This window comes from Pseudomonas sp. URMO17WK12:I6 (genome assembly GCF_003253625.1).
GTDB lineage: Bacteria > Pseudomonadota > Gammaproteobacteria > Pseudomonadales > Pseudomonadaceae > Aquipseudomonas.
The window spans coordinates 150,492-162,077 of record NZ_QKYZ01000008.1 but is presented as its reverse complement, the minus strand read 5'-3'; the positions used below and the strand labels follow the sequence as shown (position 1 = coordinate 162,077).

Below are 11,586 nucleotides of genomic sequence, written 5' to 3'. Positions count from 1 at the left end.
CGGGACCCTATTGGCATTTATTCAGGAAAAGCCGGGAAGTATAGCGGGGCACGGGGCGTAGGGCGAGCAGGGGCGGACAGGGCGCAGATCAAATTGTGAAAGGGACCCGTGGCGAGGGAGCTTGCTCCCGTTGGGGCGCGAAGCGGGCCCCGGCACCATAAAGTCAGGTGTATCAGGTACACCCGAGTGTTCGGGTTTTGCGGCTGCTTCGCAGCCGAGCGGGAGCAAGCTCCCTCGCCACAGAAGCCCGCTCGGCTCAAGGTTACTCGTACTGGCTAAGCAACCGTTCCATCCGTGCATCAAGGCGGCGTTTGATTTCGGTTTCGATGTGCGGGGCGAAGTCGTCGATCACGTCTTGCATGATCAATTGCGCGGCGGCGCGCAGCTCGCTATCCAGGTGCAACAGGGCATCGGGGCCCTTGTTGGCGGCAGGAGCCGGCTGGGCGGCCGGGGCGGGTGGTGGCGGTTCGACCTGGGGCGCATGGCCGACGGTGTCGAACAGCATGGGAATCTGTTCCTGGTCGCCTTCAATGACGGCGTCGGTCAGCAACGGCGGTTGCAGGTTGTCATCGCCGAGCAGTTGGCGGATCGACTCAAGGTCTTCCAGCAGGTGCACGGACTTTTGCGGTGGTTTTGGAGTGTCCATCGGAATGCTCAGAGTCGCTGTAAACGGTGATCTTGCAGAGGATAGCCCTGTTCGCGGTAGAAACGAAAACTCTCCCGCGCAGCCGCACGAATCGCCGGGTCTTCCACCACCACTTCCGCCACGCGGGCGAATTGTCTGGCAAAGGCCGGGACTTTCAGGTCGAGATTGACCAGCAGATCCTGATGCTGACCGCAGTCATCGCCAAGACCCAACACAATCAAACCGTCCGGCTCGCTTTCGGCAGGACCGTGGGGCACGAAGCTTTCGCCCTTGAACGCCCACAACCGCGCATCGAGCGCATCACGCTGGGCGGCATCGCTGCAATGCAGGTAAATGCGGTGGCCCATGCGCCAGGCTTTTTCGGTGAGCTTGCAGGCGAAATCCAGCCGCGCCGAAGGATCGGCGCTGGGCAGGATATAGAAGTCGACTTTGGTCATTGCGGTTCCTGAGTTGCAAGCGGCGTCACCCGAGAGTGACGCCGCTGCAAGTCATCGGTTTCAGGCTTTGGCGCGGTCCAGCAGGTATTGGGTCAGCAGGGGAACCGGACGGCCAGTGGCGCCCTTGTCCTTGCCGCCGCTGGTCCAGGCTGTGCCGGCGATGTCCAGGTGTGCCCAGTTCAGGTTCTTGGTGAAGCGCGACAGGAAGCAGGCGGCGGTGATGGTGCCGGCTTTCGGGCCGCCGATGTTGGCGATGTCGGCGAACGGGCTGTCCAGCTGCTCTTGATACTCATCGAACAGCGGCAGTTGCCAGGCGCGGTCGTCGGCGGCTTGGCCGGCGCTCAGCAGCTGGCCGATCAGTTCGTCGTTGTTGCCCAGCAGTCCCGAGGTGTGGGCGCCCAGTGCCACGACACAAGCACCGGTCAGGGTGGCGATGTCGATCACCGCTTGCGGCTTGAAGCGTTCGGAGTAGGTCAGGGCATCGCACAGCACCAGACGGCCTTCGGCGTCGGTGTTGAGGATTTCAACTGTCTGGCCGCTCATGGTGGTGACGATGTCGCCCGGACGCGAAGCGTTGCCGCTCGGCATGTTCTCGGCGCAGGCCAGGATGCACACCAGGTTGATCGGCAGTTTCAGCTCAAGCACTGCACGCAGGGTGCCGAATACACTGGCGCTGCCACCCATGTCGTACTTCATTTCATCCATGCCGGCACCCGGCTTGAGGCTGATACCGCCGGTGTCAAAGGTGATGCCTTTGCCGACCAGCGCGTACGGCTTCTCGGATTTCTTGCCGCCGTTGTATTGCATGACGATCAGGCGCGGTGGCTGGGCGCTGCCCTGGCCGACGGCGTAGAACGAACCCATGCCCAGGTCCTTGATCTTCTTCTCATCGAGGACTTCGACCTTCAGGCTTTTGAACTCTTTGCCCAGGTTCTTGGCTTGTTCACCAAGGAACGTCGGGTGGCAGATGTTCGGCGGCAGGTTGCCCAGGTCACGGGTGAAGGCCATGCCATTGGCGATCGCGGTAGCGTGGACCACGGCGCGTTCGACTTCAGCCTGTGCCGCCTTGATGGTCACCAGGGTGACTTTCTTCAGGGCGCGCGGGTCGGCTTTCTGGCTCTTGAACTGTTCGAAGGTGTACTCGCCGTCCACCAGGGTTTCGGCCAGCAGGCGGGTCTTGCCATAGCTGTCACGGCCCTTGACCACCACTTCGTCCAGGGCCAGCACTGCATCGCTGCCGCCCAGGCCTTTCAGGGTATTGAGGATGCCGGCGATGATTTTGCGGAACGGGCGATCGCCCAGTTCTTCATCCTTGCCCACGCCCACCAGCAGCACGCGTTCGGCCTTGAGGTTGGGCAGGCTGTGCAGCAACAGGCTTTGGCCGACTTTGCCAGCCAGGTCGCCGCGCTTGAGCACTGCGCTGATAGCGCCGCCGCTCAGTTCGTCGAGTTGTTTGGCAACGGTGCCGAGCTTGCGGCCTTCGCGGACGGAGACCACCAACGTGGCGGTCTTCAACGTTTCCGGGCTAACGCTTTTTACAACCAGTTCCATGTCCGGGTCCCTGAATTAATGGTCAAACTGCGCGACGCGCAGAGGCTTGCCTATAAGTAGAAAGGCGCCGGTGTGTTGCCAGCGACAAAGGCCGCAGTTTGAACCTCGCTGCCTGCGCCTGACAACCCTCGGTTATGCGAACTTCAGCGGTTCAGGTGCTTGCTTGAGCATGCGCAGTGACAGGCGCACTCAATCACAGGATAATGCGCATCTTTTTCGGCGGCTCTGCCCTGCGGGCCGACTGATATGTTTGCTTGTTTGGCCGCTTAGCCTGACAACCCTGGAGTGTCTGGTTTGATTGTCTTCCGTTATCTATCCCGCGAAGTCCTGTTGACCTTGAGCGCCGTCAGCGCCGTGCTGCTGGTCATCATCATGAGCGGACGCTTCATCAAATACCTCGCCCAGGCGGCCTCTGGGCTCCTGGATCCAGGTTCGCTGTTCCTGATCATGGGCTATCGCCTGCCGGGCTTCCTGCAGCTGATTCTGCCTTTGGGGCTGTTTCTCGGGATCTTGCTGGCCTACGGTCGTCTGTACCTCGAAAGCGAAATGACCGTGTTGTCTGCTACTGGCATGAGCCAGCAGCGTCTGTTCGCCATGACTCTTTTTCCGGCCACCCTGGTTGCCCTGATCGTGGCGTGGCTGAGCCTGAGCCTGGCACCGCAAGGTGCCAACCAGTTCCAGCTGCTGTTGAACAAGCAGGATGCACTGACCGAGTTCGACACCCTCGAGCCGGGTCGCTTCCAGGCCTTGCGCGACGGCACTCGGGTGACCTACACCGAGCAACTGTCGGATGACCGCATCAATCTGGGCGGCGTGTTCATTTCGCAAAAGAATGTCAGTTCCGACAACAAGGATCGGGGGATTTCCGTACTGGTAGCCGAGAAGGGCCATCAGGAAATCAGGCCCGATGGCAACCGTTACCTGATCCTCGACAACGGCTACCGCTACGACGGTAATCCGGGTCAGGCCGACTACCGCGCCATCAAGTACGACGAGTACGGCGTATTGCTGGCCAAGCCGGACGTCAGCGACGAAGTGACCGACCGCGATGCGATGACCACCAGTTCCTTGCTGAGCAGCGACGACATCCGCTCGCGTACCGAACTGCAATGGCGCCTGTCCCTGCCGTTGCTGGTCTTCATCGTGACCCTGATGGCGGTGCCGCTGTCGCGGGTCAATCCGCGCCAGGGCCGTTTCCTCAAGCTGCTGCCGGCGATTCTTCTTTATATGGCTTACCTGACCATCCTGATTGCCGCTCGCGGCGCCCTTGAAAAGGGCAAGATCCCGCCGGCATTGGGTTTGTGGTGGGTGCATGCAATCTTCCTGGCCATCGGTCTGGGCTTGCTGTACTGGGAGTCGCTGAACTTGAAGATGGCGAGTCGCCGCAGCGCGCTGGAGGTGGCCCGTGGATAAGCTCGATCGCTATATTGGTAGCAGCGTGTTCATCGCGATCCTGGCGGTGCTGGGGATCATTCTGGGCTTGGCAACGCTGTTCGCCTTCATCGATGAGATGAGCGAAGTCAGCGATACCTACACGCTGATGGATGTCCTGAGTTACGTGTTGCTGACCGCGCCGCGCCGCCTGTACGACATGTTACCGATGGCAGCGCTGATCGGTTGCCTGATTGGTCTCGGCAGTCTGGCCAGTCACAGCGAGCTGACCATCATGCGTGCCGCCGGTGTGTCCATTGGTCGGATCGTCTGGGCCGTGATGAAGCCGATGCTGATCCTGATGGTGGTAGGGCTGGTGATTGGCGAGTACGTCGCGCCGGCCACGGAAATCACCGCTCAAGCCAACCGCTCGCTGGCCCAGGGCAGTGGCGATGCGCAAAGCGCCAAGCACGGTTTGTGGCACCGTCAGGGTGATGAGTTCATTCACGTCAACTCCGTGCAACCCAACGGTCTGTTGTACGGCGTGACCCGTTATCGTTTTGACGATCAACGCCACATGCTGTCTTCGAGCTTCGCCAAACGTGCGGAATTCGATACCGATCACTGGCAACTGACCGATGTCACGACCACGCTGTTCCATGACAAAAGTACCGAAGTGGTTACTGCCCCTGTGGAACGCTGGGAAATCGCCCTGAGCCCGCAACTGCTGAGTACCGTGGTGATGGCTCCCGAGTCGTTATCGATCAGCGGTCTGTGGAATTACATCCACTATCTGGCTGACCAGGGCCTGAGCAACGGTCGTTACTGGCTGGCGTTTTGGGTCAAGGTGTTGCAGCCGCTGGTGACCGCTGCATTGGTGTTGATGGCGATTTCCTTCATCTTCGGTCCGCTGCGGTCGGTGACCCTTGGTCAGCGGGTTTTCACTGGCGTACTGGTGGGCTTCACTTTCCGTATCGTCCAGGATTTGCTCGGGCCTTCGAGCCTGGTGTTCGGTTTCTCGCCGCTGTTTGCGGTGCTGGTGCCGGCCGGTGTCTGCGCCCTGGCCGGGGTCTGGTTGCTTCGCCGGGCCGGTTGATTGTAGGAGCCGGCTTACTGGCGATTGCATCGCTGCGGTCATCCAGACCCACCGCGGCGTCCCCATCGCCAGCAAGCCGGCTCCTACAAAAGTCGCCAAAAACGCCCCTGTCGCAAGACCGGGGCGTTTTTGTAGGCGCCGTCTGACCTGCAAACGTGACGCTTGCGCCGTGGATCAGGTACAATTCCCGGCTATTTTTCGGCGGGCTATGCCTGCAGCCTTTTTGAGTGTTGATCCGTGAGTGATTTGAGTCATATCCGCAATTTCTCCATCATCGCCCACATTGACCATGGCAAGTCGACGCTGGCCGATCGCTTCATCCAGATGTGCGGCGGCCTTGCCGAGCGCGAAATGGAAGCCCAGGTGCTGGATTCCATGGACCTGGAACGTGAACGCGGGATCACCATCAAGGCCCACAGCGTCACCCTGTATTACAAAGCCCGCGATGGCATTAACTACCAGCTGAACTTCATTGATACCCCGGGCCACGTCGACTTCACCTATGAAGTCAGCCGGTCGCTGGCGGCTTGTGAAGGTGCGTTGCTGGTGGTCGATGCCGGTCAGGGCGTCGAGGCGCAGTCGGTTGCCAACTGCTACACGGCGATCGAGCAGGGCCTGGAAGTCATGCCGGTGCTGAACAAGATCGACCTGCCACAGGCCGATCCGGAGCGCGTCAAGGAAGAAATCGAAAAAATCATCGGCATCGATGCCACCGACGCGGTCGAGTGCAGTGCCAAGACCGGCCTGGGCGTCGATGAGGTGCTCGAGCGTCTGGTTCACACCATTCCCGCGCCGACCGGCAACATCGAAGATCCGTTGCAAGCGTTGATCATCGACTCCTGGTTCGACAACTACCTTGGCGTTGTTTCCCTGGTTCGTGTGCGCCACGGTCGGGTGAAGAAGGGCGACAAGATTCTGGTCAAGTCCACCGGCAAGATCCACCTGGTGGACAGCGTCGGTGTATTCAACCCGAAGCACACCCCTACCGTCGACCTGAAGGCCGGTGAAGTAGGCTTCATCATCGCCAGCATCAAGGACATTCACGGTGCGCCAGTGGGCGATACCCTGACCTTGAGCTCGACGCCGGACGTCGATGTGCTGCCAGGTTTCAAACGCATTCAGCCGCAGGTGTACGCCGGCCTGTTCCCGGTCAGCTCCGACGACTTCGAAGACTTCCGCGAGGCGCTGCAAAAGCTCACCCTCAACGATTCGTCGCTGCAATACACACCGGAAAGCTCAGACGCACTGGGCTTCGGCTTCCGTTGCGGCTTCCTCGGCATGCTGCACATGGAAATCATCCAGGAGCGCCTGGAGCGCGAATACAACCTGGACCTGATCACCACGGCGCCGACGGTAATCTTCGAGCTGTTGCTCAAGACCGGCGAGACGATCTACGTCGATAACCCGTCCAAGCTGCCAGACCTGTCTGCCATCGAAGACATGCGCGAGCCAATCGTGCGCGCCAATATTCTTGTGCCGCAAGAGCACTTGGGTAACGTCATTACCCTGTGTATCGAAAAACGTGGCGTACAGGTCGATATGCTGTTCCTCGGCTCCCAGGTACAAGTGACCTACGACCTGCCGATGAACGAAGTGGTGCTGGACTTCTTTGATCGTTTGAAATCCACCAGTCGCGGCTATGCTTCTCTGGACTACCATTTCGATCGTTACCAATCGGCCAGCCTGGTGAAACTGGACGTGCTGATCAACGGCGACAAGGTCGACGCTCTGGCGCTGATCGTGCACCGTGACAACTCGCACTACAAAGGTCGCCAGTTGACCGAGAAGATGAAAGACCTGATTCCGCGGCAGATGTTCGACGTGGCAATCCAGGCCGCCATTGGCGGTCAGATTGTGGCGCGTACAACCGTCAAGGCACTCAGAAAGAACGTATTGGCCAAATGCTACGGTGGTGACGTCAGCCGTAAGAAAAAGCTGCTGGAAAAGCAAAAGGCCGGTAAAAAACGCATGAAGCAGGTCGGTAACGTGGAAATTCCACAAGAAGCCTTCCTTGCCGTGCTCAGGTTGGATAGTTAGGTCCTATGTCACTAAATTTCCCGCTGTTGCTGGTCATCGCCGTGTTCGTCTGCGGCCTGTTGGCGTTGCTCGATCTGCTGTTCCTGGCGCCACGGCGCCGGGCTGCCATCAACTCCTATCAGGGGAGCGTCAGCCAGGCTGACATGGTAGTGATCGAGAAACTGAACAAAGAGCCGCTGCTGGTCGAATACGGCAAGTCGTTCTTCCCGGTGTTGTTCATCGTGCTGGTGCTGCGTTCGTTCCTGGTGGAACCGTTCCAGATTCCTTCCGGCTCGATGAAACCAACCCTGGATGTCGGTGACTTCATTCTGGTGAACAAGTTTTCTTACGGGATCCGCTTGCCGGTGATCGACAAGAAAGTCATCGAAGTCGGTGATCCGCAGCGCGGCGATGTGATGGTGTTCCGCTACCCGAGCGACCCGAACGTCAACTACATCAAGCGTGTAGTGGGCCTGCCGGGCGACCAGATTCGCTACACCGCCGACAAGCGCCTGTTCGTCAACGGTGAGTCGATTGCCGAACAACTGGTCGGCTCCGAGCCGGGCACGTTGGGTAGCGCCGAGCTCTACAAGGAAAAACTTGGCGCCGCCGAGCACCTGATCCGCAAGGAAATGAGCCGCTACCGCGCAACGCCGGACCATTCGTGGACCGTGCCGGCCGGGCACTACTTCATGATGGGCGACAACCGCGACAACTCGAACGACAGTCGCTACTGGGATGATCCGAGCATTCCCAAGGATCTGCTGGGCATGGTTCCCGACAAGAATATCGTCGGCAAGGCCTTCGCAGTCTGGATGAGCTGGCCGGAACCCAAACTCGGTCACCTGCCGAATTTCTCGCGGGTTGGTCTGATCAAGTAATCACACACGGCGCTGTTGAACACAGCGCCGAATGCATTTCTGGAGTCGGCACAATCGGCGACAGGAGCATGAAAACAACGATATTCAGGACGTTATTTTTGAACACAGCGTTAATTGTCCCAAGCCTGCGCCGCATCAAGGCCCTGGCGGTGGAATCCAACCACGAACTCAGCGTGGGTAAACCGTGAGCGTCTCCTTAAGCCGTCTCGAGCGTCAGCTCGGTTACACCTTCAAGGATCAGGAACTGATGGTCCTGGCCCTGACTCACCGCAGTTTTGCCGGGCGCAACAACGAACGCCTGGAATTCCTCGGCGATGCCATCCTCAATTTCGTCGCCGGCGAGGCGCTGTTCGATCGCTTCCCGCTGGCCCGTGAAGGCCAGTTGTCGCGTTTGCGCGCACGCCTGGTGAAAGGTGAGACCCTGGCCGTACTGGCTCGTGGCTTCGACCTGGGTGAATACCTGCGCCTGGGCTCCGGCGAATTGAAAAGCGGCGGTTTCCGTCGCGAGTCGATTCTGGCCGATGCCCTCGAAGCGCTGATCGGTGCGATCTACCTGGACGCTGGCATGGAGGTGGCGCGCGAACGCGTGCTGGCCTGGCTGGCCGGAGAGTTCGAAGGCCTGACGCTGGTCGACACCAACAAAGATCCGAAAACCCGCCTGCAGGAATTCCTGCAGTCCCGTGGTTGTGAGCTGCCGCGTTACGAAGTGGTGGATATCCAGGGTGAGCCGCATTGCCGGACGTTCTTCGTCGAATGTGAAATCATCTTACTGAATGAAAAAAGCCGAGGTCAGGGTGTGAGTCGTCGTATTGCCGAACAGGTAGCGGCCGCCGCAGCACTGATTGCCCTGGGTGTGGAGAATGGCAATGACTGATTCAATCGCAACTCGCTGTGGCTATGTTGCCATCGTCGGCCGTCCCAACGTGGGCAAGTCCACGCTGCTGAACCACATTCTGGGTCAGAAACTGGCGATCACCTCACGCAAGCCGCAGACCACCCGCCACAACATGCTGGGCATCAAGACCGAAGGCGACGTTCAGGCGATCTACGTCGACACCCCGGGTATGCACAAGGGCGGCGAAAAGGCCCTGAACCGTTACATGAACAAGACCGCTTCGGCGGCGTTGAAAGACGTCGACGTGGTGATCTTCGTGGTTGACCGTACCAAGTGGACCGACGAAGACCAGATGGTCCTCGAGCGCGTTCAGTACGTGACCGGTCCGCTGATCGTGGCGCTGAACAAGACCGACCGCATCGAAGACAAATCCGAGCTGATGCCGCACCTGACCTGGTTGCAGGAACAGCTGCCGAACGCGCAGATCATGCCGATCTCGGCCCAGCACGGGCACAACCTTGACACGCTGGAGCGAGTGATCGCCGAGCACCTGCCGGAAAACGATCACTTCTTCCCGGAAGATCAGATCACCGACCGCAGCAGCCGCTTCCTTGCGGCGGAACTGGTACGCGAAAAAATCATGCGTCAGATGGGCGCCGAGCTGCCGTACCAGATCACCGTGGAAATCGAAGAGTTCAAGCAGCAGGGCAAAACCCTGCACATTCACGCTTTGATCCTCGTTGAACGTGACGGTCAGAAGAAAATCATCATTGGCGACAAGGGCGAGCGCATCAAGCGCATCGGCACCGAAGCGCGCAAGGACATGGAGCTGCTGTTCGACTCCAAGATCATGCTCAATCTGTGGGTCAAGGTGAAAGGTGGCTGGTCTGACGACGAGCGCGCCTTGCGTTCGCTGGGTTACGGCGACCTGTAAATCGTCCAGCAGCACATCGATTCAATTGTAGGAGCGAGCTTTTGTGGCGAGGGAGCTTGCTCCCGTTCGGCCGATCCGCGCCCGGGCGAAGCAGTCGTAAATCCTGGCATCGCGGTTTTACCTGAAACACTGAGGTGCATGGTTTTGGGGCCGCTTCGCAGTCCAGCGGGACGGTGCGGCGTTCCGACAAGCTCCCTCGCCACAGTGGATCTCCAGAGATTCGGAAACTGATGTCATCCAGCCCGCCCATCGGCCAACCCGCCTACGTGCTCCATTCCCGCGCCTACCGCGAAAGCAGTGCGCTGGTGGATTTCCTCACGCCGCAAGGTCGGCTGCGGGCGGTGTTGCGCAGTGCGCGGGGCAAGGCCGGGACGTTGGCGCGGCCGTTCGTGCCGCTGGAAGTCGAGTTCCGTGGCCGGGGCGAACTGAAGAATGTCGGCCGCATGGAAAGCGCCGGCGTTTCCACCTGGCTCAATGGCGAAGCGCTGTTCAGTGGTCTCTACCTCAACGAATTGCTGATCCGCTTGCTGCCCGCCGAAGATCCTCATCCCGCGGTTTTCGATCACTACGCCGCGACCTTGCTTGCCCTGGCCGAAGGTCGACCACTGGAACCATTGCTGCGCTCCTTCGAATGGCGACTGCTCGATGATCTCGGTTATGGCTTCGCGCTGAATACCGACATCCATGGCGACCCCATTGCGCCGGACGGTCTCTACCGCTTGCAGGTGGATGCGGGTCTGGAGCGGGTTTACTTGTTGCAACCAGGCCTGTTCAACGGTACCGAACTGCTGGCCATGGCCGATGCCGACTGGTCCGCGCCCGGTGCGCTGTCCGCCGCCAAGCGCTTGATGCGTCAGGCGTTGGCCGTTCACTTGGGTGGGCGTCCATTGGTTAGTCGTGAGTTGTTTCGAAAGCCGTAGTCTCCCCGTATGCTGTGCACCGAACTTCCCCCTTCTTCAGGAGCGCTTCCGTGACCACCAGCAATCGCATTCTTCTTGGCGTGAACATCGACCACGTTGCCACCCTGCGTCAGGCCCGGGGTACTCGTTACCCGGATCCGGTCAAGGCAGCGCTGGACGCGGAAGAGGCGGGCGCTGACGGCATCACCGTGCACCTGCGTGAAGACCGCCGGCACATTCAGGAGCGCGATGTCCTGCTGCTCAAGGACGTGCTGCAAACCCGCATGAATTTCGAAATGGGCGTCACCGAAGAAATGATGGCGTTCGCCGAGCGTATCCGCCCGGCGCACGTTTGCCTGGTGCCGGAAACCCGTCAGGAACTGACCACTGAAGGCGGTCTGGACGTAGCGGGGCAGGAAGCGCGGATCAAGGCGGCGGTGGATCGCCTGGCGAAGATTGGCTGCGAAGTGTCGCTGTTCATCGACGCTGACGAGCGGCAGATTGAGGCGTCCCGCCGTGTCGGCGCGCCGGCCATTGAATTGCACACCGGGCGTTACGCGGACGCCGAGACGCCAACCGAAGTTGCTGAAGAGCTCAAGCGTGTGGCCGATGGCGTGGCATTCGGTCTGGCCCAAGGCCTGATCGTCAACGCCGGCCACGGTTTGCACTATCACAACGTCGAGGCTGTTGCGGCAATCAAGGGCATCAACGAACTGAACATCGGCCATGCGCTGGTGGCCCATGCATTGTTCGTCGGGTTCAAGTCGGCAGTGTCGGAGATGAAGGCGCTGATTCTGGCTGCTGCACTAAAGGGTTGAGATCGGCGGTGCTGCCTTCGCGGGCAAGCCTCGCTCCTACAGTTTCGTGTCGATACGCAATTGTGTGTTCGACGCAAACCTGTAGGAGCGAGGCTTGCCCGC

The 11,586-nt window shown here is 59.9% G+C and carries 11 protein-coding genes; 8 read left to right on the top strand and 3 right to left on the bottom strand.

Annotated features, from left to right (window positions below; all coding sequences use genetic code 11):
- Positions 1–262: 262 nt before the first annotated feature.
- Genes F475_RS16535 through F475_RS16525 form a run of 3 tightly spaced genes read right to left on the bottom strand, consistent with a single transcriptional unit; the run spans position 263 to position 2,634 of the window.
- Positions 263–646: a hypothetical protein gene (locus F475_RS16535; protein WP_018927097.1), complete on the bottom strand. Its 384-nt coding sequence runs from the start codon at positions 644–646 to the stop codon at positions 263–265.
- An 8-nt stretch (positions 647–654) separates the two neighbouring features.
- Positions 655–1,083, bottom strand: coding sequence for a DNA polymerase III subunit chi (locus F475_RS16530; RefSeq protein WP_018927096.1), 429 nt, complete (start codon positions 1,081–1,083; stop codon positions 655–657).
- A 60-nt stretch (positions 1,084–1,143) separates the two neighbouring features.
- Complete coding sequence (locus tag F475_RS16525; RefSeq protein ID WP_111454307.1) at positions 1,144–2,634, bottom strand: leucyl aminopeptidase; 1,491 nt, start codon at positions 2,632–2,634, stop codon at positions 1,144–1,146.
- A 294-nt stretch (positions 2,635–2,928) separates the two neighbouring features.
- Between F475_RS16525 and lptF the strand changes: the two genes are divergently transcribed.
- From lptF to pdxJ, 8 genes are all read left to right on the top strand, one after another.
- Positions 2,929–4,047 (top strand): LPS export ABC transporter permease LptF, encoded by a 1,119-nt coding sequence (gene lptF / locus F475_RS16520; protein WP_111454306.1) that lies wholly within the window; start codon positions 2,929–2,931, stop codon positions 4,045–4,047.
- Complete coding sequence (lptG, locus tag F475_RS16515; protein WP_018927093.1) at positions 4,040–5,101, top strand: LPS export ABC transporter permease LptG; 1,062 nt, start codon at positions 4,040–4,042, stop codon at positions 5,099–5,101. The genes lptF and lptG overlap by 8 nt, the downstream gene beginning before the upstream one ends.
- 237 nt (positions 5,102–5,338) lie before the next feature.
- Complete coding sequence (gene lepA / locus F475_RS16510; RefSeq protein WP_018927092.1) at positions 5,339–7,138, top strand: translation elongation factor 4; 1,800 nt, start codon at positions 5,339–5,341, stop codon at positions 7,136–7,138.
- Positions 7,139–7,143: 5 nt separating this feature from the next.
- Positions 7,144–7,998, top strand: coding sequence for a signal peptidase I (lepB, locus tag F475_RS16505; RefSeq protein ID WP_018927091.1), 855 nt, complete (start codon positions 7,144–7,146; stop codon positions 7,996–7,998).
- A gap of 184 nt (positions 7,999–8,182) precedes the next feature.
- Positions 8,183–8,872 carry a ribonuclease III gene (gene rnc / locus F475_RS16500; RefSeq protein WP_018927089.1) on the top strand — a complete coding sequence of 230 codons (690 nt, stop codon included), beginning with the start codon at positions 8,183–8,185 and terminating at the stop codon, positions 8,870–8,872.
- The gene (gene era / locus F475_RS16495) at positions 8,865–9,767 is read left to right on the top strand and encodes a GTPase Era (protein WP_111454305.1); all 903 of its coding nucleotides are present in this window, start codon (positions 8,865–8,867) and stop codon (positions 9,765–9,767) included. Before rnc ends, era begins: the two co-directional genes overlap by 8 nt.
- Before the next feature lie 230 nt (positions 9,768–9,997).
- Positions 9,998–10,687, top strand: a complete 690-nt coding sequence (gene recO, locus F475_RS16490) for a DNA repair protein RecO (protein ID WP_018927087.1) — start codon at positions 9,998–10,000, stop codon at positions 10,685–10,687.
- A gap of 50 nt (positions 10,688–10,737) precedes the next feature.
- The gene (gene pdxJ, locus F475_RS16485) at positions 10,738–11,484 is read left to right on the top strand and encodes a pyridoxine 5'-phosphate synthase (protein WP_007936221.1); all 747 of its coding nucleotides are present in this window, start codon (positions 10,738–10,740) and stop codon (positions 11,482–11,484) included.
- Positions 11,485–11,586: the final 102 nt, after the last annotated feature.

Bases quoted from the DNA above. Each gene is read 5' to 3' on its own strand.
- F475_RS16530 (WP_018927096.1), bottom strand. From the start codon at position 1,083: ATGACCAAAGTCGACTTCTATATCCTGCCCAGCGCCGATCCTTCGGCG.
- F475_RS16535 (WP_018927097.1), bottom strand. From the start codon at position 646: ATGGACACTCCAAAACCACCGCAAAAGTCCGTGCACCTGCTGGAAGAC.
- F475_RS16525 (WP_111454307.1), bottom strand. From the start codon at position 2,634: ATGGAACTGGTTGTAAAAAGCGTTAGCCCGGAAACGTTGAAGACCGCC.
- lepB (WP_018927091.1), top strand. From the start codon at position 7,144: ATGTCACTAAATTTCCCGCTGTTGCTGGTCATCGCCGTGTTCGTCTGC.
- recO (WP_018927087.1), top strand. From the start codon at position 9,998: ATGTCATCCAGCCCGCCCATCGGCCAACCCGCCTACGTGCTCCATTCC.
- era (WP_111454305.1), top strand. From the start codon at position 8,865: ATGACTGATTCAATCGCAACTCGCTGTGGCTATGTTGCCATCGTCGGC.